Raw genomic sequence first — 25,224 nt, 5'->3', positions numbered from 1 at the left:
GTGCGCTAGGTCATTAGTGTGTTTACATAAATCTATACTTAAACACGGTGACCATCACACACCTCAAGTTGGCGAATGATTACGTGATGTAATGATTCGGCTTAGCAAATTGATGCGCGATTAAGCCGGTGTTTGAGCTGCTTGAAGGTTCTCTTTTGTTAACTCTTCAAGATTGTCTTTGAACTCTTGACCTAATTGAGATAGCTTTTGACCATCCTCAATCATTTGTTGGCTGATATTATTCAAGACGTTAACTTGGCTTGCATTAAAATCAACGAATGACTTTGCATCTTTTACGTCTGCAGCAGCTTTAACTTGTGCTACTGAGGTATTTGAAAAGTTCTGCACCGCATTTACTTGAATGCTTGCAAGTTGTTCAATATTTTGTGCAACTAATTGGTTGAACTTAAGCATAGGTGATAGAAGCTTTTCATTTTGCTCTGAAAATGTTTTTAATAGATCTGTGTACATGATTGCTGGTCCTTTTAACGTTCATTAATAAATACTGCATGGGGTATCTGTATTAGGCCGTGATGACCCAACTTAGATTTAGTTCATGTATAAACCACCGTTAAGCGCGAGTGTTTCACCCGTAATATAGGCCGCTTTCTCTGAGGCCAAATACACTACGGCATGTGCAACTTCATCAGGTGAAGCAAGCCGTTGCATAGGGACTTGGGCTTTTATATTGTCTAGTACGTCTTGGCGCATAGCGGCAACCATTGGCGTTTCGGTATAACCCGGAGCGATGACATTTACGGTCACACCAGCTCTTGCCCCTTCATAAGCTAATGATTTGGTAAACCCGACCATACCCGCTTTGGCTGCGGCGTAATTGGCTTGACCAAATTGACCTTTTTGGCCATTAACGCTGGAAATATTAATGATGCGACCGTATTTGTTATTACACATATGTGCAAAAAGCGGTTGTGTCATATTAAACAGTGAATTGAGGTTCGTATTTATAACTTCATTCCATTGCGTTGATGACATCTTTTTAAATGATGTATCACGAGTGATCCCTGCATTATTCACTAATACATCAATGCGGCCCCGTTCAACAATTGTGTCAGTGAGTTGTGCTTCACACGCTTGTACATTAGTCACATCTAAAAAAAGAGGTTTGACTTGAGAGGGGTTTATCTGGGTTTGGTTCAACCAAGCATCATAATTTGCTTGTGTTCGGCGTTCACTTGCAACGGCAATAATAAAATAATTGGCATTAGCAAGCTGCTTAGCGATCGCAGTTCCAATTCCACCAAAGGCGCCAGTGACAATGGCTGTTTGTTGATTTTCCATAATGATACTCCGTATCTGTTGTAGCAAATTAACTGCAAACCTTTACTACGTTCTCTAATGCGTTTGGCATGGCACTAGAAAGGTTTAAAGTGATAACCTCATTGTTGATGGTGAACATGACGTTCAAGTAACAAAAGGGTGTCATTTTTAATACACGTAGCTTTAACTGCCTATAAACTTAATGCAAACTAGAGAATTTGCTGTATTTCGCATATTTATGGCTGATATAGGTGTTAATTATTTGTAAATTAATATTTGTGAGTAATAAGTCTAACTTGAGTCGTTTTAGCCAGTTTAATTATTCACATTGGGCTAGTGGAAAAGTGTCAACTTCTTGCGTTATGTGCTCACGATAGCTGTTACCTAGAATAGCTGAGGTGCCAAAATGTCCAGCATCTTCACCAATTGTAAAGCTGTTTGATGCGCCCACCCCCGAGTTTATAAAGGCTTGTGCGTCAGTTTTAGCATTCCCATAGGCTCTGACAATGTTGAGCCCTTTGGCTTTGAGTTGGTTAATTTGTGTCGTTTTATACTCGGCAGTACGGAACAAGCTTGTTTCGTTGCTCAGCGATGTTCGTAGGTAGCCTTGCGGTAAGTTCATCCAAGATAGCCAACTTCTGGTTCCTTTAGCGTACCAATACACGCGAGCTGTTAAATAGATGGGTTGATAGCCTAAATCAATATATCGACGCACGAGTGCGTATGCGGCTTCTTTTGGCTCTGCGCGTTTAATGCCAGTATAATCGCCAATTTGTTCTACATCAGACTCGGTCAATGTACCGTCTATATCAAATAATACTGCAGGGGTGTTGGGGTCGATAACACTCAAAAAACCTTGTGTACCAGTGCCATCAGCAGGGACTGCTGCATATAGTCGATATTGTCCGGCTGTTAATGGGGGTAAAGAGACGCTGGCTTTACCATCATGATTTGTTATTGCTTGCTCAATGAACTGCCAGTCAGGGTCATGTTCTCCACGTAAGTAGAAATGGACCGTTTCAAACTCTAAATCTTTATGGGCGATACTGCCATAATCAAATTTAGCTGTGACAGTTACAGGTTGGCCCGCTGCAGTCACTTCATCATGGATCATATGATAATTGGGCAGCCACGTAATAAAACGATTTAATGCATTATGGTAGGGGGCTATGGCAACATTGGGCGGCGCAATAGTGCGCTCCATGACCTCAGGTTGTGGGCACTTTGGCAACGCCTGTACTGACAAAGTGGTAGTAAAAAGTGTGGCAACGAGACAGGTATTTTTCATTATTCTTCCTTAATTTCCAGTGTGGATAAAGTTTAGAATAAAAACTTTGTGTTGCAAAAATGTTTAATTTTGATTTTTTGCCCTAATTAAACCTAGGGCCTATTAAACCTCGCGAGAGTCGCACCTGAAAAAACGCGACTCCTCTTTTTAAAGTGGCTTTAAACCGATTTGAATTGCAGTTTCACTAAGCGCTGATACAGTTCGCAGCTTTGCAATAATTGCTCGTGATTGCCCACTTCAACGAGTTTTCCTGCATCTAATACAGCGATTTTGTCAGCGTGCTGTATGGTGGATAAGCGATGGGCAATAATAATGGTCGTTCGATTGTGCATGAGAGTGTCAAGTGCTTGTTGTACGTGATATTCACTCTCACTGTCTAGGGCACTGGTTGCTTCATCTAATAATAAAATGTGTGGGTCTTTTAAGATTGCACGTGCAATCGCAATACGTTGTTTTTGACCGCCCGATAACCTTACTCCACGTTCACCTAAAAAGCTGTTATAGCCATCAGGTAAGGCAAGAATGAATTCGTGAGCATAAGCTTTCTTGGCAGCTTCAATGACTTGTTCATCACTTGCTAGTTCGTTGCCGTACCGAATATTATGCATCACGTCGCTACTAAATAGTGCTGGTTGTTGAGGCACAATGGCCATTTGTTGTCGTAAATCCTGCGGGGAAAGATCGCGAATATCAACGTTGTCTAAGAGGATTTTGCCTGATTGAGGATCGTAAAATCGCTGTAGAAGTTCAAATAAGGTACTTTTCCCGGCGCCTGAGGGCCCTACAAGTGCTAACACTTTGCCTTGTTCTATGGTTAAGTTTAGGTGTTTAGTCGCGGCTTGATTCGGGCGAGAAGGGTAGTTAAAGCAAACATCTTTAACGGTTATTTGCGCAGCGAGAGAGCCTGCATTGAGTGATGTCACATACGAGGCTTGAATGAGACTTTTCGCTTGTAGTATTTCTATGAGTCGCTCGGTCGCGCCAGCGGCTCGTTGTAACTCTCCAATCACCTCAGAAATTGTGGCTAACGAAGATGCGACTAAAATAGCATAAAAGACAAATGCACCTAAGTCCCCGCCGCTCATATGACCAGAGATAACGTCGCTCCCCCCCACCCAAAGCATACCGGTAATGGCACCAAAAACGATAATAATAACGCCCGCGATCAATGTTGCACGTTGCTGTATTCGACGACGACCTATCGCGAAAGCTTGCTCAACCTCGTTTTTAAATGAGGTTTTCTCAGCGCTCTCTTGTGTGTAACTTTGCACTGTTTTTATGTGCTCAATCGCTTCACCCGCATAACTACCCACATCGGACATGGAGTCTTGGCTTTGCCGAGACAGTGTTCTTACCTTGCGACCATAGACTAAAATGGGCACTAAGATAAAAGGAACTGCACATAATACGATCAGGGTCAGTTTGATATTGGTCGCAAATAGCATAAATAATGCACCAATGAGCATTAAAGCGCTACGAATAGCCATCGATAATGATGACCCCACGATGCTTTGGAGGAGCGTTGTATCTGTGGTGAGGCGTGACATGATATCGCCACTTTTTGTGGTTTCGAAATAACTTGGGTGCAGAGATATCACGTGATTAAACACGGCTAAACGAATATCAGCACTGACTCGTTCACCTATCCATGACACTAAGTAAAATCGTGCGTATGTGCCGATAGAGATCAGCACAGTAATGAGTAAAATAAATTGTACGGCATGCTGTAGCTGCTCAAGAGACTGCTCAGCAAAGCCTTGATCAATTAATAACCTGACGCCTTGACCAATAGAAAGGGTCAACCCTGAGGTAAATATTAGTGCCGTGGCTGCTATGATAGTTCGGCCTAAATAGGGACGAATAAAGCGCTTCAATTCAAACAAAATTGACAGTTTTTTGTTACTTGAAGTGTTGCTGTTTTGTTCGCTCATCTGGTCACTCTGCACGTTTACTGTTCCTGGGGTTATAAGTTGATTGGGGCAATTATCACAGTCAAATGGTTAAGCTGAGAATGAATTTTACGCAGAATACGTGTGTTTCAGGCATGTTGTATATGCGTGACACACGACTCTTTTGTATTTACTGTAACACTTTATGTTTTGTGTCTAACTCTTATCTTAATGAATCCTTACTTTTTATATAAATCAATGCGTTATTTTTCTATTGGCGGTTCGAGCCCAAAGTGGATATACAGGTACTCTCGAAGCTAACTTGCTGCCTTTTTGTATACAATTATTTAAATATTTAGTCGATTAAGTTAAATATTTATTGCATGCATGATTTTATTACGGTAGCTTGTACCGAAAATTACACAGCGTATTTGGGTACAGATATACTGTGAATAACTCAAGTAAGAAAGGACAACCTCCTGCACAGTGGATGCGCCATAAAAATAATAATTCGCACGAAGGAAGTTCATAATGAGCAATAGTTTTAAGTTAAATACAGTCGCATTGTCATTAATCGCTGCCAGCAGCTTTTCAAACCAAGCTCATGCCGAGCAAACATATATTGTTAAAATGAACAAGGGCACTCAAGCTCACACTCAACAGCTAAACACACAAGCACAGCATACAATTAATGATGTGATGAATCAGAATATTGTTGATACTTTGGTGTCAAATGTCGCAGAGCAAGTCGTTACGATGACATTAACTGAAGAGCAAGTTGCATTAATGAATGCGTCAGGCCAGTTTGCTTACATCGAAGAAGACTTCGAATACACGCCATTTTCAACATCACAGACAAGCCCTTATGGCATTGCGCAAGTACAAGCTAATTTAGTATCAGATACGAATGTAGATCAAATCAAGGTATGTATCATTGATTCAGGCTATGACTTAGGCCATCCCGATTTGCCACAAAACGCAACCGGCTTTGCTGATGCGGCTGTTGGTTTATGGTACAAAGATGGATCAGGCCACGGGACGCACGTTGCAGGTTCGATTGCCGCAATTAACAACAGCGTGGGGGTTGTCGGTGTATTACCAAGTAATAAAGTGGGCATTCATTCTGTGCGTGTCTTTGATGATGAAGGCAAACAAGGTCTAAATTCGCGAATTGGTCGTGCTGTAGATAATTGTGTCGAAAATGGCGCAAAAGTAATTAACATGAGCTTAGGGGGGGCTTCAAAAAGCCAATACTTAGAAGATCGTCTAAATGCGGCCTACAACAAAGGTGTTTTGATCATCGCGGCGGCTGGTAATGGTGGTGACGCAACACTTAGCTATCCGGCAAGTTATGACAGCGTTGTATCTGTAGCTAATATTGATAGAGACCGTAACAAAAATGATTCGTCTCAGTATAATGCGCAAGTTGAGATTTCAGGCCCAGGCACCGATGTTTTGTCAACTGTGCCTAGAGGAACAGGTGTTGTTGCGGGTGTGACGGTATCAGGTGGTTCAGCATTTAGTGCCAGTGGTATGACACATTCAGTAGAAGGTAAGCTAACAGCTGAACTTGCGGATTGTGGCCAAGCACTTAGTACATGTACAGCCCCTGCAAAAATTTGTTTAATTGAGCGTGGTGGCGCGACTTTCGCTAGTAAAGCGTTGAACTGTCAAGCTGGTGGCGGTATTGCTGCATTAGTGTATAACAACGCGGCGGGTTCTTTTGGTGGTACTTTGGGAGATAACGCGAATCATGGTGTAACAATTCCTGTATTAGCGTTAACGCAAGCTTCGGGAAATAGCTTGAAGCCGTATGTTGCATCGCAAGTTACAGCACAACTTGAAAGCATTTCAGATTACGACGTTAAGTCGGGTACATCTATGGCAAGTCCGCACGTTGCAGGTGTTGCTGCATTAGTTTGGAGCAACCATACACAATGTACTAACGTAGAAATTCGTAACGCTTTGAATGCAACAACGGTTGATTTAGGCAGCGTAGGGCGTGATCATCAGTTTGGCTATGGTTTAGTTCAAGCGAAGGCAGCAACAGATTACTTAACGCAAAATGGCTGTGCTGGTTCGGCACAAAACCAAGCACCCATTGCGCAATTTGATACACAGTGTACAGCACTGAGTTGTTCATTTGATGCTAGCAGCAGCCGAGATGCGGATGGTCAAATCACACAGTTTGATTGGAATATTGCAGGCCAAGTTGCGACTGGTTCTGCAACATCATACACATTTGCTACAGCCGGTACCTATGCGATTGAACTAACAGTTACGGATAACGAAGGGGCAGCATCAAGCTTTAATAAATCAATCACGGTTACTGATGGTGACGTAGTGTCTGGTTGTGACGGGATTGAAGCATGGTCTGCGAGTAAAACATACAGTAAGCCAGGTACGCTAGTATCGTACAATGGCAAAAAATATAGTAATAACTGGTGGCACAGTAACAAAAACCCAGAACAAAACTCCAATGTTGGCAACAACTGGAAGGTGTGGACTGACTTAGGTGTATGTAAATAACCTCGACTGTTAAAATAGCTTCCATTATTTATAAGTGATAAAAGCGCCTTTATGGAAACTTACAGGCGCTTTTCTCTTTGATTTGATCGATTATTGTTTAAAAACAGTGCCTTCTTTCATTACAAATCGGACCTGTTCAAGGGTTGATATGTTCTTTAGGGGGTTTTCATCCACTGCAATGATATCAGCCATAAAACCAGCTTTGATTTGCCCTACATTATCTAGTTTGAGTAAATCGGCACTATTGATTGTCGACGATTGAATTGCTTGTAAAGGCGTCATACCAAATTTTACCATACGAGAAAATTGCTTTGCGTTATCCCCATGAGGGTAAATTGCCGCATCGGAGCCAAAGACCATTTTTAGGCCAGCATTAACCGCTTTAGTGAAGCTATCGCGTTGCGCTTTAGAAACAAGTTTTTCTTTATTTATATTTTCTTGCGGTACACCATTTGCCTCGCCAAAGGCTAATGTATATTCGGTATTGTAGATATCACACGATAAAAAAGTACCGTGCTTAAGGGCCAGTTGAATTGCTTCTTTGTCCATAAAGCTACAGTGTTCAATGCTATCAATACCGGCACGGATCGCGGCTTTAATACCACTTGTCCCATGCGCGTGTGCAGCAATGACGAGTCCTCTAAGGTGCGCTTCATCTGCGGCGGCTTTGAGCTCTTGTTCACTAAATTGTTGTACACCTACTTTAGTACCTTTTGAGAAGACACCGCCGGTAGCACATACTTTAATGGTGTTAGCACCATATTTTATATTTTCTCTTACTTTAGCACGGACTGCCCACGGCCCGTCAGCGACTCCCCCTGAGCGTAACTTTTTCTCTGGCGCACTGAAATTATCGTCGCAATGACCGCCGGTGATAGAAATGGCATGTCCAGCACTAAATATTCGTGGGCCAGGTATTTCATTGGCATTGATACCGTCACGGGTTGCTATGACGCTATACCCCGCAGCACCTAAATTACGCACGGTTGTGAAGCCTGCGAGCAATGTTATTTTGGCATTTTTTACAGCTTTAACGGTTTGCCGGGGAATAGAGTAATTACGAGATGCTAAAAAATTATCTGTCGCGTCTGTCGTAAGGTGCACATGCATATCCATTAAGCCGGGCAGGAGTATTTTATTTGGTAAGTTTATCACTATCGCACCCTTGGGAGGGCGCAATTGGCCTTGTGTTGATACTCTAACGATTTTTTTGTTTTCTATTAATAGAGTGGGGTTGTCGATCAGTTTACCACTTTTTACATCAAGGTATGCCTTGGCTGATAGGAGTGTAGTCTGGGCATAGGCCGTTGACATGCTGGCAAGTGCTAGGCTAAATAACATGTATTTAAGCTTCATTGTACTTTATTCTTATTTCGTAGTGAGGAACGCTAAGTATAGAATAAGTCAAAACTACTAGCCAAAGGGTACAAGGTGAACAACCCGATCAGTCAGATACTTGGGAAGGATATTTTGCCACCTCTTTAGGAAATAGTTGTTTAAACCGTGTTAGCTCAGACTCTATATCGTGAGTTATATTCAATGCTGGTAATACCGTAAAGGTTTTTGAGCGGTAATCTAATCGCATTGGAACAACTGGCACATTAGCTGCGCTTGCCATATATAAAAAGCCTGTTTTCCACAGTTTAGTATATTTACGAGTCCCTTCTGGCGCTAACCCTAATATCAGCGCGTCTTGTTGGTTAAATTGTTGGGTGATTTGCTCCACAACCCCATGGGCCGCGCTGCGGTCAACAGCAATACCGGCCAATTTCTTTAACAAGTATCCGAAAGGCCCTATAAAAATACTATGTTTACCAAGGAATTGTACTTTGAGGTCGAGTTTTAGTTTGACCGCAATGGCAATGACAAAGTCCCAATTTGATGTATGAGGTGCAATGGCTGCAATGAACTTTGCATCGCTGGGAAAAGTCCCTTCAATTCGCCACCCCATTACTTTTAGGATCACAGAGCCAATCCAACGGCCAATTGGGCTATGTGTTTTTGGTGTTGCTTTAGGAATATCTCTACTGTTTAGGTTATGCATTATTGTTACGCTTTTTCTTGGTATTATACCATAGCTTTTGTTCATACTATGAATTCGGCTTTTTCATCCCGATAATAATATTCGTAATATCAAGTAAATAAACGTCTTCGACTAATCCAATAACATCATTCCAACGAGGATTGAATTCGTTATTTTCCCAGCGACGAAGTGTACGCTCTTCAATACCGTAATTTGCAGCTGATTCAGCTTGCGTATATCCGCGACTTTTCCGTGCGAACTTTAAAATGTCTGAGCCTCTGGGTGTTCTGTTAATTCTAGCTGGGGTGTTTTTTTGCATAATTCATATTCTCCTTCATTTATTACGCATTAATGTATTTATAGTATGAAAAATGCTATAAATAGGTGTATAATGCAGCATTAAATACGCAATTATTGTTTTTAATGACGACTTAATACGTTACTTGCTGCGTATTTTTTTGAATTATAGATTCAAAAGTTACGCACTGCAAATGTTATTTGTAACTTTTTATGCATTCTCATTTGCTTATATTTATAAATGCGTTTGAATTACCTTGAATTATTTATAAGGCTTTATCTATATGTCTGAAAGTTTTAGTGAAAGTGTTTTTAGCGATGAGCATCCACGTGCGTCATTTGCCACGCGTGTGGAGCAAGCGATAAAACCTGACAGTATACGCACGTTTGCGTCAAAAATAGGTGTTTCTGAAGGGACTCTGCGTAGAATATTGAAGGGTGAAGATCCTAAGCTCAGTATTATTGAACGAATAGCACAAGAGTCGAAGACAGATTTTTTGTGGTTGGTTAAGGGGGAAGATAACCAGCCTAGTGATAATTCAACCTCACCATTACTGAGTCAATGTGTTGTGAGTGTGGACGAATTTCAAGAAAAGTTTGTATTAGTGCCGGGGTATCACATTTCGGTTAGTACAGGGTATGGCGCATTTAACGATGCAGCTTTGGTTGAACGCCATCTTGCTTTTAGGAAAAAGTGGATTGACTATAAGAACTTGGATAAGAGTCAGTTGGCTGTTGTATTTGCTAAAGGTGACTCAATGGAGCCAACCATTCATAACAATAATACTATCTTGGTAGATTTATCCGATAAAAAGCTGAGCGAAGGATTGATCTACGTTGTTAGATTAGGGGAAGAGCTTTATGCAAAACGTTTACAGCAATATATTGATGGCTCAGTACGCTTGATTAGTGATAATAAAGAATACGTAGAACAGCATGTACAAGCACATGAGCTTGATCAACTTGAAATAATTGGCAAAGTGGTTTGGATTGGGAAAGATTTATCCTAGAGTGGCTATTCATAGGCTAATATAATGTAAGGTTGAGCCTATTTTAAAGGAAATATAAACATGGATGATTTTTATTGCGAGCAGGTTTTAAGTAAAAAAACGGCCGTTAATGTTGTTGCCGAAACAACTGACGCCATAGCCTTTCATCATACCAAACCATTTTGGCCTGTGCATATTGTGGTGATCCCAAAAGTTCATGTCCCCTCCTTGACTGACCTAGCTAATTACGACGCGACTATTGTGCACGCGGTAATGGCATTGGTGACACAAGTTGCCAAACAAGTAGAAGCGGAACATGGTGCATGCCGGGTATTAACTAACTTAGGTGATTATCAGGATTCAAAGCACCTGCATTTTCATGTAAATTATGGCGACTCCTTTTCATGACTTAAGGATTGCGCCTTTGTGCTTTTGCTTGATACAAACTGGCGTCGAGTGAATTGTAGATAGGAGTAAATATCAGAAAAATGTTAAGCAATGGCTCACACTTCCTTCACTACATTCAAGCAAGTTTACTCCTGATTTCCCATTGGCTGGGGTTAGGGCTATGACCTCCAGCGCGTTAGATTTGTTTAACAGAGTGCACCAGAGGTGAAGGTACTTAGTCAGTCACCGAATGAGCAAACAGGCTAAAAGGGCACTGGTGCTTCAAATGTCATGAGTTGCTCAGTAGCTGGATGACTGATCTGGAGCATTTCGGCGTGCAGTTGCAAGCGTTCAGCTGCTACTAGGGCGTCTCCTGTGGCATACAGCCGGTCACCCAAGATCACATTCCCTAGCGATAACATATGAACGCGTAATTGATGTGAGCGACCAGTGATTGGTGTCAACTTTACGCGGGTTGCATTGGGTTCACTCTCAAGCACTTGATAATGTGTAAGAGAGGGTTTCCCTGTATCATGACAGACCATTTGTTTTGGCCTATTTGGCCAGTCACATATCAGCGGTAAGTCAATGGAACCCGTTTTTGAGGCTAATTGCCCGTGAACGCGAGCAATATAGTGTTTATTGGTTAGGCGGTCTTGGAATTGTATGCTTAAAAACCGGTGCGCTTCTTTACTCATTGCTAAACACAGCACACCAGAAGTTGCCATATCAAGGCGATGAACAATACGTGCGCTCGGAAATACCCTATTAACTCGTGCGATTGCACAGTCGGCATGTTTGGGATCTTTGCCTGGCACTGTTAATAACCCACTTGGTTTATTGATAACCAGCATAAAGTCATCTTGATAGAGAATTTCTAAATATGGGTCGCACGGCGGCGCGTAGTTTAAAAGCACAGGATCACCCTAGGTCAAATCAGGCGGGCTATTCTAGCTATATTTTAAAAAATCATAAAGGGTTAAATCTATGAATCTGAAATGGGTGGCCTAACTTGTAATTAACACTCTGTTTTTGAAAAAAGTGAGCTGCGGTGTTAGAGCACTACTCCTCCTTTTTGAGCAATGTTGTAACAATGCCTAGAGTTTCCCGCATGAAAATGTGCTTGTATTGCGGGAGGCGTGAGTACTTTGTGGTGTAATACAACTTCTCCGATTGCACCTTGAAATAGACCAGATATATAAGAGGAGCGGCTGCCAATCCTTAAAGGCATACTATTACTTAATGAGCCCTGTCTATTGGTAGGGTCATGGCTGTCGATATGCTCACCATTGAGGTAAAAGCGAATACCATCAACTTTATCTCTGTCTATAGAGACGGCGACATGGTGCCATTGATTGTCAGCAGCAAATGCTTGAGAGTTGTAAAAGGTGCAAGATGAGTCCGTTTCTTGACAGTACCAAGTACCTCCTTCATCAGCGAGCTGTAAAGCGATATAACCATCATCAATATAAAAAGCGTAGCCACGTGCATCTGAGATTTGGTCCCCGAATTGTTTATCTATAATGATGTGCTGACCGAGCGCTTTGGTGCGTATCCATGCCGTAATAGAAAAGTCACCAAGCCCAACATCCAAAATATCTTGATTCGCTAGCTCTATATAATCATCAAACCCGTCAAGACAAAATGCAAGGTCTTTAGTTTTCGTTGCAAGGTGTACGCTATCTGATGTTATTTTCGCAATATGTGTGGTGTTAGTTTGATTTTCGTTCGATGCCAATAGTAGGATAATGAAAATAACAACACTAATCGAACTACTCAATACAACTTTTTGATGGTTTGTTTTTTTCTTAAGGATCTGAATTAAGTTGTTTTTTTTCCATTTTAAAGGCGCATCAATATAATAGCCATGGCCTCGCCTATTTTTTATATAATTATACTTTTCAGGATGCTCTAATTGTTTGCGTAATATACAGATTCGTTGTTTAACATTTTCGTCAGCGGTGACTACTTTACCCCAAACTAAGTCAAGTAACTCACGGGATGAAAGAGGGGTTGGTGATTTTATAATAAGGCAAATCAATAGGTTATATGAAAGATCGGAAAGATTTAAATCGATATCTTCACGAAATGCTTTTCGCTCTGTAAAACTCACATATACATCATGTACCCAGACCCCAATGTATTGCTGAGGTGTTGTAGTAGAAGTTGATACTTGTTTAGGCTGTTCACTCATGTGTTTTTGATTTTTATCCATATTAATATTATCCTACCCACTGTGTAACAAAATTTACCATAGGACATTGGTCGCTTTTATATTGCTTGGAAAACTTTTACTTACTTTTACTCGCAGAGTGACTCTTTTTATGTCAAATTTAAATTTAAATTTAGATTTATTTATATCGCAATACTCTATTGGTATGCTACTTATTAATAAATGTACAATTAAAGGTGTGTATTTATAGCTGTATTTATGAGGACAATAAATACGGTACTTTGTTCATAAATGGAATTAGGGAGCTGTGCAAATATCGCCCAGGGGGGATGTGGCACAAATAAATAATGGAAATACTAAAATCACGTTCACGAACACTTCAACATGATGCTTTAGACGCTAACAACAAAGGAAAGTTGAGGGCATCGCCTCGTTTACAAAGTGCATTGGTACAATTAAACAAGTACGCTATAAGCTCAATCCACCAAGGCTTTTTTTTACGCTACTTGAACACTGATTTAAAGCAGGTTGATTATGACCGGAATATACATTACGCATTAGCAATGCATGATGTAGGAATACCCACGAAGAAAAATAGCGTGAGGGATTTGTGGTCTCATTGTCAGCATACCCATCGAGCCCTTGAGTGGGCAAGGCAAAATACTAACCCAAATCACCGTTGGCAACCTGGCGCAATTCGTCGGCTTGAATGGCTGTTAGGGGTTGACGATATGTTGTCGATAGAGCATGCAGATCAATGGCCAATAGCGAAGCGAGAGTTGGGCTATGATATTGCACCTAAGGGTTTAGGTGAATGGTTTGATTATGCAAATAATTCGCACAGTATTGAACGGGTTTTAGTCGCCTATGAGCACCTTTGTATACTCCGTAGTCATGAGCAAGATGATGGCCGGGTAGCGAGTGTGTTTTTAGAAGCTGTGTTAAATGACTTGCGACCAAGCAATCGTTATTGGCTTACTCCGTTATTTGTTCAACCTGATCGCGACTTAACATCATTGCTGGTTTCTTATCCAGAGTTTGAAGAGGTAATATCGAAATGGGAAAACCAATTTGAGAATTTAGTCGATAAGCAGCGGTATATTTATAATGCTTTAAAAGCATTTGATACGGAGTTTGATTTAGTATTGCAAACACAGCCTATGCCTAAAGGTTGGTATGAACTCAAAATGATATTGTTAGCTAAGCCGATTATCACTATGGAAATAGCACATGTTTATTTGGAGGCATCAAGCTGTATGTTTGAATATGGTTTACTGCAGGTAAAGCATATAAAAGCGTTAAACAATATGACGGTTTTTGAATGCCCTGCGGTGTTTGAACTATGGGGGAGATGGGAGAATATCGTCAAATTTTAGCTAAAGTGGTATGAATAATTTTATATGTATCTTTTGATATCAATAGTTTCAAAAAAGCCCTGTCATTTGATTGAGTGACAGGGCATTTTAACTGGGCTCTTAACCTGATGTTTGAGCCTGGTTTAGTGAGACACAACAATGAGGCGAATCGCGTCCAGCTTTAATTGTGCTTTTTCTATATAAGTGCTGAGCTCTGATTTTTGCTTGGTAAACACTTGAATTTCTTCATCTCGAATATTTGGATTAATGGCTTTCAATGCTTCTAAGCGAGCTTGCTCATCCCCCATTGTTGATTGCATTTTTACCATTGCATTTTCAGTCAGTGTGTTTAGTTGTACATTCGCTAATTCTGTTGCTTGGGTAATGAGCGGATGAATTGCGCTTTGTAATGCATTGGCGAGTTTACTTGCCGTCTGACGGCCAACAGCAGAGAGCTGGCTATTGAATGCATCAAAAGCAACATTATCAGCTAGGTTATTACCTGCTTTATCAAGTAATACCCGCACCGGGGTTGGCGGTAAAAAGCGACCAACTTGGAGTGCTTTAGGTGCAGATGCTTCTGCGATGTAGATCAGTTCAACGAAAAAGGTACCCGCTGGTAACTTTTTATTTTTCAGTAAGGCAACCGAGGCACAGCCAAAATCATCATCACAGATCATATCCATTGCACCTTGCACCATAGGGTGGTCCCAACTGATAAAGTGTGCGTCTTCTTGTGATAAAGACGTATCTCGGTCAAATGTCACTGTGATGCCATCTTCTTTTAAACATGGAAAAGAAGGGTTAAGCATATGTTCTGTTGGCTTGAGAATAATGGTGTTCTCGCCTTTATCTTCTTGGTTAACCCCAAAGGTATCGAAAACGTTGATCATGTAACCTGGTAAGATCACGTCATTATCAAGTTTTTCAATTTCAGCTACCAAAGCTTCAGCATGGCCTTGTCCACTTGAATGCAGTTCTAATAACCGGTCACGGCCCTGTTCCATTTGTGCACGCAATACTTGATTTTGTTTAGCTGCTTGCTCTATTAATGGGTCTAGCTCATCTTCATCACAGTTATGTGCGCCAATAAGTTCAAGTAAATCTTCGCTAAACTCCTTGTATAGCATTTGTCCTGTTGTGCTGGTGGTTTCAAATGCATCCAGGCCTTCGTTGTACCAACGCAGAAGCACTTCTTGAGCTGTGTTTTCAAAGTAAGGTACGTGAATATTTACATCATACTTTTGTCCAATTCGGTCTAAGCGTCCGATCCGTTGTTCGAGTAAATCAGGGTTCAATGGTAAATCAAATAATACCAAATGATGTGAAAACTGGAAGTTACGGCCTTCTGAACCAATTTCAGAACACAATAAAATTTGTGCAGAGTCGTACTCATCGGCGAAAAATGCTGCAGCACGGTCACGTTCGACGATAGACATACCCTCGTGGAATACCGCAGCTTTAATGGCTTCACGTTCACGCAGTATTTGCTCAAGGCTAATTGCAGTTTGTGCTTCTGCACAGATCAACAATATCTTTTCTTGTTTTAATGATTTTAACGTTTCAATTAACCAATTAACACGCGGATCAAATGCTGTCCAACCGCTGCCTTCGCCTTCAAATTCTTGGAAAATTTTCTCTGGGAATAAAGCTCTTACAGCAGACTTTTCAGCGCTTTGGATCCCACCCATATTACCTAGTACAGACATGGCTGTTTTATACTGTTTTGGAATTTCAACAGGGTAGCTGTGTAGTTTTCTGCCTGGGTATCCGTCAATGCCACTGCGACTGTTACGGAACAAAATTCGGCCAGTGCCATGTCTATCTAATAGCATGGATAGTATTTCTTGCTTGGCTTGCTCGTCGCCAGCCTGCGCGCTGGTGAGTAGGGTGCTGATATCAGTTTCTTGTAATAAATCAATGAGCGTAGCTTTTGCTTGCTCATCTAATGCTCTTTCTTGTAGTAGCTGGTTCGCCGCGTCTGCCACGTCTTTATATTTGCTTTCTTCACTCACAAATGCGTCGTAGTCGTAAAATCTATCAGGGTCGAGTAGTTGTAATCGTGCAAAATGGCTGCGGTGGCCTAGCTGATCAGGGGTTGCCGTCAAGAGAATTAGCCCAGGGATATCTTGTGCTAATTCTGCCATACGTGAGTATTCAGTGCTTGGCTTGTTGTTTTCTATTGTTAAATGGTGTGCTTCGTCAATCACTAGCAAATCCCAATCTGCCAAGGTCGCTTGTTCAAACCAGCGACGCTTTTTCGCGATAAACTCAAGACTCACTAAAATAAGTTGTTCGGTTTCAAATACGTTGGGAGAATCTGCAAAGGCTTCATCACAGCGTTCTTCATCAAAAATAGAGAAGCGCAGGTTAAAGCGACGTAACATTTCTACAAGCCATTGGTGTTGTAAGTTTTCTGGTACCACGATTAATACGCGGTTAGCGCGACCGGTTAAGATCTGTTGATGTAAAATCATACCCGCTTCGATAGTTTTACCCAGACCCACTTCATCAGAGAGTAACACCCGAGGTGCAAAACGTTTACCGACTTCATCGGCAATATATAACTGGTGTGGGATCAGGCTTGCTCTTTGTCCGACAACGCCTTTCAAATGAGACTGCTGACGGGCAAACTGATGTTGCCATGTTTGATAGCGCAGCGTGTAGCGGTCGAATCTATCTACTTGACCTGCAAATAGCCTGTCTTGTGGTTTATTGAATTTGATAAAGTGATCAAGAAACGTTTCTTTTAATGTGGTTTTTTCTTCGGTGTCGAGACGAATACCGTGATAACACAATAAATCACCGACAGGTTCAACAGTTTCCACCTGCAGTTCCCACTCATCAGCACTGCGAATAACATCACCTGGATTGAACACAACGCGTGTCACAGGGGCTTCTTGCATTGAGTAAACGCGGTTTTCTCCACTGGCGGGAAATAATATAGTCACTTGGCGCCCTTCTAATGCCACGATGGTGCCCAATCCTAAATCTGATTCAGTATCACTGATCCAGCGCTGACCTAAGGAAAAATTCATGTTCGTCTCGTTTAACCCGAAAAAAGGCGGCTATGTTACCCGTTCATTTAAGCTTGTTCAATCTTGTTTATTTTAAGCGAATGTGCCTATCTCGATTCTTACTGTGGTTCTTGTAAATTATTGAGATTTATTTGTATTCGGAACATTTATTTGCTTCGCTGCTGTCATAAAACGGACTTTTATGACAAATAGACTAAACTTGGACTATAGCCTTTATGTTTGATGATGAATCAGAGTATCGGCTATGGCATAAATATTTGCAAACGACAGGAATACGCTATGGGAAAAGATCAAGAACTCGACAAAAAAATGTACGTACTTGACACCAACGTACTACTTCACGAGCCCCTCGCTTATCTTTCATTTCAAGAGCACGATGTTGTCATCCCGATGACAGTGCTTGAAGAGTTAGATCATATTAAAGATCGAAAGCGCGATGTTAGTCGTGATGCAAGAATTGCGATTCGCAGCTTAGACGGTGTATTAAAAGACGCGTCTCCTGAAGAAATGCTTGACGGTGTACGTTTACCAAGTGTGCAATCGAGCAATGAATCAGGCCCATTGTCACGCGGTAAACTGATTATTGTGAACGACCACTTATTTCCAGACAGTATTTCAGGTCTTCCTGGAAACGAGAATGATCATATTATTATTAATTGTGCTGTAAGACTGCAAAAGCAGCATACACAAACTAAGGTTGTGTTGGTTACCAAAGACATCAATATGCGGTTAAAAGCCAAAGGTGCGGGGTTGCAGTTTGTAGAAGACTACCGTACTGACCAGCTTATTGATGATATTAAGTTATTGAGCCTAGGCTATAAGAAGTTTAGTGGGGATTTTTGGCAAAGTGTGGGAGATTGTACGTCGGAGCAGCAAGGCCGCTATACATTACATCATGTTCCAAAAAGCTTGTTGCCTGATGTGTTCTGTAATGAGTATTTAGTCGATGACAGTGAGCATTTTGCAGCCCGCATTACTGGCTATGATGATGCGAATATCACTTTGAAAGATTTAGGGGTTGAGCGACTGATGCATCAGAATGCATGGGGTGTACAGCCGAAAAATGTGTATCAAGGTATGGCGATGGATGCATTGCTTGACCCGAATATTGAGCTGGTAATATTAACGGGACCTGCTGGGTGTGGTAAAACGTTATTGGCTCTTGCGAGCGCACTTGAAATGATCATTGAGAAGGGCATTTACGATAAAGTAATCGTTACGCGTAATACTCCTGAAATTGCTGAAAGCATTGGGTTTTTACCCGGTACTGAAGAAGAGAAAATGGCACCGTGGCTGGCTGCTATTACAGATACACTCGAAGTCCTGCACAAAAATGATGAAAGCCCTATTTCTAGTCGAAACTATATTATGGAGAAGGCCAATATTCAGTTTAAGTCAGTGAATTTTATGCGAGGGCGGAGTATCCAAAATGCCGTGGTTATTTTAGATGAAAGCCAAAACTTAACGGCATCACAATTAAAAACCATTATTACTCGTTGCGGAGAGGGCACTAAGCTCATTTGTACGGGTAATTTAGCGCAAATTGACAGTAATTACTTAACACCTTTAACTTCTGGTTTGACGTATATTGTTGAACGTTTTAAACACTTCGAAGGCAGTGCAACCATTAACCTCAATGGGGTAGTACGTAGTCGTTTAGCCTCGTTTGCGGAAGAGAATTTGTAGTATTATTATCCTTGTAGAAAGTCACTGTGATGAGTGGCTTTCTATCACCTTTGTTTATATCTCCAGAGATTGACGGATCTCTTGCTTATCGGTGTTTTGCTGGTTAAGGTGTTTGTCATAAGGAACGAACCAGTCATCCTTTATGGACTTTGAACAAGAATTTGTGCCACTCAAAAAGTATCGGCGTGCGATAGCAGTCACTTTAAGTGTTGCCATGTTGCTTGCTGGGATTTTATGTCTTCACCTTTATCACATTAAATTAGAAAGAAGCTATGACGATCGCGTTGCGCATTTTCAACGCCTGAGCGGACAGTTAGACCGTGCTATGTTTGCTGCTGATAGTGTATTTCAAAGCGTCTTTGTTAGTTTAGATCAACCTTTAACCTATCACTTTGACCCATTTATTATGGCAACCTTAGATCAGCATGCTAATTATTATTACCGTAAATTACCCCATGGTGCAGGCGAAATTATAGGGCAAGGGATATTTTTACAAAGTACGCACGCTACACGCCAATGGCAGCAGGTTATGGCGTTAGGCCCTGCTTTTAACACCGCATTAGCTTTGATCCGTTCTGTAGATGCTGTGGCTTATATCAAAGACAATGGCTTTGCGTTTGTGAAACGCCGGGAAAGTAACGATAGTCGCTTATTAACGGCAATACTGGATGGTAAATTGAGTCCAGATTTTACAAAAAAAGCGTATAATAGTAGCAGTAAAATTGAGGTGAACGGTCAAACGTACTTCAGTATTGGACAGCGACGTTCGAGTACCTCCAATGAACATGTGGTATTAATTTACAATGCTGACAAGGTCGAGGCTTGGCTTAACAAGGTAACCCTAACAGACTCTGAAGCGACACTCATCACTAAATCACATATTAATCTGTTATCTGAAAAAGAATTTAACCTTGAGCCACTGAATGAAATGACATTGTTGGCACCTTGGATTGGTGGTGTACATTTATTCAGTCAAAAAGAGGCAAGGCCTATTGATTTGGCATTCAAGCAGAGTGAGCGGGCTTTTAGAAACCCTATTTTGTATGAGATTGGCTTAGAGCTGTTATTTTTGACAGGTTTTATAATCGCAACCTTTTTAGCCGTTACTTGGCTAAGTGGACGCATATTTATTCGACCGGTTAGTCACTTTGTTAGGTATCTGATCTTACAAGAGCATACGCCGAAGACAACATTTGATTATGTGATCCCAGTTGATTGGCAACCATGGTTTGCACAAATAAAGCGTGTAGTGATGCAAAAGCAGGCACTATTAGAGCAGCTTAAACAGCATAACTTGGTATTAGATGAGCAAGTACGAGCGCAAAAAAAGGCGCTTGCGTGTTCTTTAGATGTAAAAGAGCGTCAGGCATCACTCCTTAATACCATGTTAGATAATATTCCAGATTTAATTTACTTTAAAAATATAGATGGGTCATTCATTGGTTGTAACGCTGCTTTTGAGACGTTCTTACATGTAAAAAGAGAGGAAATCGTCGGCCGAGAGTTACACGAAATAACCGATAAATTTTCAGAGTTAACAGCCCTCGAACAGTATATGCGTTTGCAGCAACGATCACTCACTCAGACATTGGTCTTGGATGAAAAAAGTTACATGCTGACATTGGCACCTTTTTATAATGAGCAGCACCGGCTGATCGGCAGCTTTGGTGTCGCGCGCGATGTCACTGAGCAGCAGCAAACTATGAAGTCTTTACAAACTTCAGAAGAAAACTTTAAAGCGGCCATGGAGTATGCGCCAAATGGTGTTATTTTGGCATCAATTGACGGGGGGGTTTTAGTATTAAATAAGGCTGCTAAGCGCTATTTAGCAGCGCATACGCCAGCAGCGGGTAGCCAGTTATCAGCGTTATTCTCTGAAGAAAGTTACCAATCACTAGTGGAAACGTTTGACTGTTTATTGAAGCATGAGCAAAAAATGGCCGAGCTTACATTAGCCCAGCCAGGACATTATAGTTGGTTGCAATTAAGTGTTTCGCTAGTGTGGGACAAACAACGACAGCCAAAGTATTTTGTTATTCATCTTCAGAATATTACACAGTTAACGCGTGCAAAGTTAGATGCAGAGCGCGCGACGTTGGCGAAGAGTCGTTTTATTGCGAATATGAGCCATGAGATCCGCACACCGATCAATGTTGTACTTGGGTTAATCGATATTATTAAAAAGCAAGGACTCAGTGGTTCGCAAATGGCATACATGAGTCAAGTTACGTATGCGGCCCAGCAGCTATTAAATATGCTGAATAGCATTTTGGCGTTTGCAAAAGTAGAAAGTAATCAAGATAGCTTGGTTATGAAAGAGTTTAATCTAATCGACTTATTTGATGATTGTTCTCGGTTAATTAAGCCTTTGTGTGATCAAAAAAGCTTGGTTTTAGTGAGTCAAATAGATAGCTCTGTCTCACCTAAGCGTCTGGGTGACATTAATAAACTTAAATTGGTTTTAATTAATCTACTCAATAATGCAGTTAAGTACTCAGAAAGTGGCCAGATCACTTTATCTGTCACGACAGTAAAAGAACAGGAAGAAGAGCACTTGTGCTTTAGCGTCAGTGATACGGGAGTAGGGATAAAAGCGCAGAACCAAGAGCGGCTGTTTGATGCTTTCACACAAGGTGATGATTCATTCTCGCGCAAACACGAAGGTATTGGACTAGGGCTTGCAATCGTAAAACAGGAAGTTGCCTTACTTGGAGGTGAAATAAAACTTCACAGTCAATATGGACAAGGGAGCAAATTCTATTTCTCTTTACCTTTATCTAAGGCTGAATCTAATTTAGGTAACGTCAGAGTTCTATGGTTTGGCGGTTCTAAACCTTCCATTGTACTTGCTGATGTTCATGTGCAGTGTGAACCAGATATCGCACATGTGATTACGAGATTAAAAGAGCAGGATTTTGACTACTTACTATGTGAGGTCACACCTGAGCCGTCAATAATAGATATGCTCGTGAGTGAAGAGGTAATGAGTTTAGTGCAACGGATTTATATGCCTAATAGCTCAAACTCATTTATTGAGCACAACGAAAATGTGGTTGGTGTGTTGCAAGATGGTTATATACAACGCATACGCAATGATATTGAAGCTCAGCAACAGAGCCCAGAAAAAGCCAATGATAAACTAGCTACTATTGAAGGTATGCTGTGCTTGGTGATAGATGATAATGAATTGAATTTAGATATCACAGTGAACTTACTCCAGCAGCAATCAGCCAGTGTTGTTAAGTGTAACTCAGCGAAAGATGTTGTTTTGCTTGTTAGGCAGTTGCAACCTGACGTTATATTAATGGATGTTCATATGCCTGAGCTAGATGGCTATACAGCAACACGACTGTTACGCCGAGAAATTCCCGAATTGCCAGTATCAATTGTTGCACTTACAGCAAATGAGCAAGCACAAGAAATTGATCAAGCTTTGGCACATGGTATGGATAACCATTTGATAAAACCAGTGTCGAGAGAGTTACTCACACAGGTGCTGGCACAGTATTCGAAGTCACCAGTTAGTTTTTTTGATCGTACATTCGCGCTAAAACAGGTTATGGGCAAAGAAGATTTTTTGCTCACAATGTTGCAAAAGTTTGCTAAGCTATGCATTGAGTATATACAACAACTGGAAGAGCCACAGTCAGCCATAGACTTAGCATTATTAGCCCACAGCATCAAAGGGGCTGCTGCAGGCTTGGGTTTCAATAGGCTTGCAGAGGATGCAAAGTTGCTAGAGCTGCATATAAAAAAAACAGATGGAATTAAAGAACAAGCGCTCGTTACCAATCTTAAGCAAAAACTGAAACAAACCGAGTCATATCTGGCGATTGAATGCCAAGGGGATTAAATGCAAAAGACTGCTCGAATTCTAATTGTTGATGATGATCCACTTAATCGGGTGGTATTAGACAATACATTATCGCAAGAGTATCAAATATCGCAGTGCGAAAGTGCGGAGCAAGCTTTAACATTTTTAGCTGATAATAAGGTTGATTTGATTATTTCAGACATTCGCATGCCGGGTATATCTGGATACGAGTTACTTGAGCGTCTGAAAGCCAACCAGAACACGTATGCGATCCCTGTTATCATTATTTCCGCAAGTAATAGCTATAATGATGAAGCGAAAGGGTTACAAATGGGAGCTATGGATTACATTACTAAGCCTTTTAGCCCGTTAATTGTAAAAGCCAGGGTAAAAAATCATTTAGCAATTAAACAGAAAAACGATCTGTTGGAGAAGTTAGCATCAATTGATGGGTTAACAGAGATCCCTAACAGGCGTTTGCTTGATGAGACCTTGTCTCAACAGTATCTGTTGTGTGCCGAACACAGTAAATCTCTCAGTTTATTGCTAATTGATATAGACTACTTTAAAGAATTTAATGAGCACTATGGGTATGCCGCCGGGGATGATTGCTTAGTCAAAGTTGCCCATTCTTTGGATTGTGCTATCCAAGCTTATCAGGGGTTCGTTGCGCGTTATGATGGTGTACGCTTTGCCGTGATATTAACAGGGCATAGTAGCGAAAGTGCGTTAGAGGCCGCATCTCATATGCATGATTCAATTGATTGCTTAATGGTCGCACATGGCACGTCACCAATTTGTGCACATTTAAGTATCAGTATAGGTATGGTGCATATTGCGACAGACTTTGGAGGCAATGAACAGCAGGTGTTTAAGTTAGCTGATAGTGCGCTGTATCAAGCGCACCAGTATCAAGAGAGAGTAGTAGTGATAAACAAATAACAGGTATTTGTTTAGCACTACCAATAAACTGATGCTATAGATACTCAGAGACTGCGCTTTGACCAAACCCAATTAATTTACCATCTTTGAATACTAATGGAGTACACTCATCTTTGGTCACTTTACCGTCTGAATGTTTGCTGTTTGTTGAGAAATATAGCACTTGAAATATGGCGTCACCTTTACTTACTAGCTCTGAAAAATCTGGTGTGTCGAACTGTTGAATTACAGCGCTGTAGTCGGCACCACTTACCAAATTAGCTATTTTATCTCTATTGGATTTTTGATGCGCTTGCCAATTTTTGCCACTGTGCTTTGATTTCCAGCCGTATTCTGCCTCACCATCAGATACCGCGACGATACAGCCAGATAAGAACGGCGTTGCTATTAATGCGGCGATAAGTAGTTTTTTCATTTTTTTTCCTAGAGAGTCATTTTATTTAAACTTATGCAAATAAATTGCCAATATTTTTATTCAATAAAATCAGTATCTTGAGTTTTTATTAACGTTTTTTTTTTAAGTTTTATAACTTAATAGTATTTTTAACTAATACTTAGTGTTTTATACAATACGGTTGATATCACCACCATGGTGAAAAGCGGTAATATTCTCAGCAATACACTTTATCAACCTGTTTATTGACTCTTGGGCCGCCCATGCATTGTGTGGAGTAAGGAGTAAGTTATCTCCCGTGTAATTTAATAAAGGGTTAGTATTTTGTGCTGGTTCTACCGTGAGTACATCAAATCCGGCAGCAGCTATAACTTTCTGTTTTAGGGCATCTACCAGCGCTTGCTCGTTAACGATACCGCCGCGGGCAGTATTGAGCAATACGGCAGAAGGCTTCAGTTGTTTAAATACACGAGCATCAAATAAATCTTTAGTTTGTTCATTAAGTGGGCAATGTATGGAAATAATATCAGCCGATTGCACAGCGTCTAAAAATGCAACACGCCCAGCCCTAACAGATGTTTCATTTGGACGTTCAGCGATAATGACGTTAGCGCCAAACGCGCGTGCAACAGTTGCAACAGCTTGACCCAGCGTACCATAGCCAATTATGACAAAGTTTTTATGTGCAATCTCATTGATTGAATGATCTAATCTACAAAACATATCGCTTTTTTGCCATAAACCATTGCTGCTGTCATTAAGGTAGCGGTGCATATTCCCCATTAAATTACCGAGTAAGGTAAAGGTGTGTTGCACAACGGCTGGTGTGGAATACCCTGCCACATTACAGACAGCAACACCGTGTGCTTTAGCGGCAACGAGGTCGATATTGTTTGTGCCAGTTGCAGCCACGCAAATGAGTTTTAGTTTAGGTAGTGCTGATAATGTCTCTGCGTTGATAACGACTTTATTCGTAATAATAATGTCAGCGTCCATACAGCGAGTGACAACCTGAGCGCCATCCGTGATTTGGTAAGAAGTTAACTCGCCCAATAATTCAATCGGAGTGAGGGGGTTATTTGCCAATGTTTTGGCGTCGAGAAGAACTATTTTCATAAACGACCTTTGCTATGCTTGACCTT

Annotated in this window: 19 protein-coding genes; 7 read left to right on the top strand and 12 right to left on the bottom strand. The window is 41.1% G+C overall.

The features are described 5' to 3' along the window. Window positions 1-120: 120 nt before the first annotated feature. From CWC18_RS15295 to CWC18_RS15280, 4 genes are all read right to left on the bottom strand, one after another. Complete coding sequence (locus CWC18_RS15295) at window positions 121-471, bottom strand: phasin family protein (RefSeq protein WP_138592562.1); 351 nt, start codon at window positions 469-471, stop codon at window positions 121-123. Window positions 472-549: 78 nt separating this feature from the next. Further along, complete coding sequence (locus CWC18_RS15290) at window positions 550-1,299, bottom strand: SDR family oxidoreductase (protein ID WP_138592563.1); 750 nt, start codon at window positions 1,297-1,299, stop codon at window positions 550-552. A 298-nt stretch (window positions 1,300-1,597) separates the two neighbouring features. Beyond that, window positions 1,598-2,566 (bottom strand): LNS2 domain-containing protein, encoded by a 969-nt coding sequence (locus CWC18_RS15285; RefSeq protein WP_138675608.1) that lies wholly within the window; start codon window positions 2,564-2,566, stop codon window positions 1,598-1,600. 158 nt (window positions 2,567-2,724) lie between these two features. Further along, on the bottom strand, window positions 2,725-4,497 hold the full coding sequence (locus CWC18_RS15280; RefSeq protein ID WP_138675607.1) for an ABC transporter transmembrane domain-containing protein: 1,773 nt from the start codon (window positions 4,495-4,497) through the stop codon (window positions 2,725-2,727). A gap of 489 nt (window positions 4,498-4,986) precedes the next feature. Between CWC18_RS15280 and CWC18_RS15275 the strand changes: the two genes are divergently transcribed. After that, window positions 4,987-6,984, top strand: coding sequence for a S8 family serine peptidase (locus tag CWC18_RS15275; protein WP_138592566.1), 1,998 nt, complete (start codon window positions 4,987-4,989; stop codon window positions 6,982-6,984). Between the two features lie 90 nt (window positions 6,985-7,074). Here CWC18_RS15275 and CWC18_RS15270 read toward each other — a convergent pair whose 3' ends face one another. The 3 genes from CWC18_RS15270 to CWC18_RS15260 all read right to left on the bottom strand — a co-directional run bounded on the left by CWC18_RS15270 (window position 7,075) and on the right by CWC18_RS15260 (window position 9,326). Continuing rightward, window positions 7,075-8,340 (bottom strand): metal-dependent hydrolase family protein, encoded by a 1,266-nt coding sequence (locus tag CWC18_RS15270; protein WP_138675606.1) that lies wholly within the window; start codon window positions 8,338-8,340, stop codon window positions 7,075-7,077. A gap of 88 nt (window positions 8,341-8,428) precedes the next feature. After that, window positions 8,429-9,028, bottom strand: a complete 600-nt coding sequence (locus CWC18_RS15265) for a 1-acyl-sn-glycerol-3-phosphate acyltransferase (RefSeq protein WP_249930142.1) — start codon at window positions 9,026-9,028, stop codon at window positions 8,429-8,431. Window positions 9,029-9,074: 46 nt separating this feature from the next. Then, window positions 9,075-9,326 (bottom strand): helix-turn-helix domain-containing protein, encoded by a 252-nt coding sequence (locus tag CWC18_RS15260; protein WP_138592568.1) that lies wholly within the window; start codon window positions 9,324-9,326, stop codon window positions 9,075-9,077. Between the two features lie 262 nt (window positions 9,327-9,588). On the opposite strand from CWC18_RS15260, the gene CWC18_RS15255 reads away from it, so the two are divergent. Next, window positions 9,589-10,314: an XRE family transcriptional regulator gene (locus CWC18_RS15255; RefSeq protein ID WP_138592569.1), complete on the top strand. Its 726-nt coding sequence runs from the start codon at window positions 9,589-9,591 to the stop codon at window positions 10,312-10,314. A gap of 60 nt (window positions 10,315-10,374) precedes the next feature. Beyond that, window positions 10,375-10,701 (top strand): HIT family protein, encoded by a 327-nt coding sequence (locus CWC18_RS15250; protein WP_138675605.1) that lies wholly within the window; start codon window positions 10,375-10,377, stop codon window positions 10,699-10,701. A 242-nt stretch (window positions 10,702-10,943) separates the two neighbouring features. Here CWC18_RS15250 and rluA read toward each other — a convergent pair whose 3' ends face one another. Both rluA and CWC18_RS15240 read right to left on the bottom strand, forming a co-directional pair. Next, the gene (rluA, locus tag CWC18_RS15245) at window positions 10,944-11,597 is read right to left on the bottom strand and encodes a bifunctional tRNA pseudouridine(32) synthase/23S rRNA pseudouridine(746) synthase RluA (protein WP_138592570.1); all 654 of its coding nucleotides are present in this window, start codon (window positions 11,595-11,597) and stop codon (window positions 10,944-10,946) included. Between the two features lie 137 nt (window positions 11,598-11,734). Continuing rightward, window positions 11,735-12,895, bottom strand: coding sequence for a LamG-like jellyroll fold domain-containing protein (locus CWC18_RS15240; protein ID WP_138592571.1), 1,161 nt, complete (start codon window positions 12,893-12,895; stop codon window positions 11,735-11,737). Window positions 12,896-13,200: 305 nt separating this feature from the next. Here CWC18_RS15240 and CWC18_RS15235 point away from each other — a divergent pair, with 305 nt between their 5' ends. Continuing rightward, a complete protein-coding gene (locus tag CWC18_RS15235; RefSeq protein WP_138675604.1) occupies window positions 13,201-14,229 on the top strand; it encodes a hypothetical protein in 1,029 nt (342 codons plus the stop codon). Between the two features lie 122 nt (window positions 14,230-14,351). Here CWC18_RS15235 and rapA read toward each other — a convergent pair whose 3' ends face one another. Then, the gene (rapA, locus tag CWC18_RS15230; protein ID WP_138592573.1) at window positions 14,352-17,246 is read right to left on the bottom strand and encodes an RNA polymerase-associated protein RapA; all 2,895 of its coding nucleotides are present in this window, start codon (window positions 17,244-17,246) and stop codon (window positions 14,352-14,354) included. A gap of 279 nt (window positions 17,247-17,525) precedes the next feature. On the opposite strand from rapA, the gene CWC18_RS15225 reads away from it, so the two are divergent. The 3 genes from CWC18_RS15225 (at window position 17,526) to CWC18_RS15215 (ending at window position 23,688) form a co-directional block, all read left to right on the top strand. Next, window positions 17,526-18,932 (top strand): PhoH family protein, encoded by a 1,407-nt coding sequence (locus CWC18_RS15225; protein WP_119862275.1) that lies wholly within the window; start codon window positions 17,526-17,528, stop codon window positions 18,930-18,932. A 142-nt stretch (window positions 18,933-19,074) separates the two neighbouring features. Then, window positions 19,075-22,785: a PAS domain-containing hybrid sensor histidine kinase/response regulator gene (locus CWC18_RS15220; protein ID WP_138675603.1), complete on the top strand. Its 3,711-nt coding sequence runs from the start codon at window positions 19,075-19,077 to the stop codon at window positions 22,783-22,785. Then, entirely contained in the window at window positions 22,786-23,688 is a 903-nt protein-coding gene (locus CWC18_RS15215) for a GGDEF domain-containing response regulator (RefSeq protein WP_138592575.1), read from the top strand. A gap of 34 nt (window positions 23,689-23,722) precedes the next feature. On the opposite strand, the gene CWC18_RS15210 is transcribed toward CWC18_RS15215, so the two are convergent. Both CWC18_RS15210 and CWC18_RS15205 read right to left on the bottom strand, forming a co-directional pair. Beyond that, the gene (locus CWC18_RS15210; RefSeq protein WP_138592576.1) at window positions 23,723-24,103 is read right to left on the bottom strand and encodes a DUF3192 domain-containing protein; all 381 of its coding nucleotides are present in this window, start codon (window positions 24,101-24,103) and stop codon (window positions 23,723-23,725) included. Window positions 24,104-24,250: 147 nt separating this feature from the next. Next, a complete protein-coding gene (locus CWC18_RS15205) occupies window positions 24,251-25,198 on the bottom strand; it encodes a D-2-hydroxyacid dehydrogenase (RefSeq protein WP_138675602.1) in 948 nt (315 codons plus the stop codon). Between the last annotated feature and the right edge of the window lie 26 nt (window positions 25,199-25,224).

It is taken from the genome of Pseudoalteromonas aurantia (genome assembly GCF_005886875.1).
Classification (GTDB): Bacteria; Pseudomonadota; Gammaproteobacteria; order Enterobacterales; family Alteromonadaceae; genus Pseudoalteromonas; species Pseudoalteromonas aurantia_A.
Note: the sequence above shows the minus strand (reverse complement) of the source record. Positions and strands in the feature narration are given on the sequence as shown.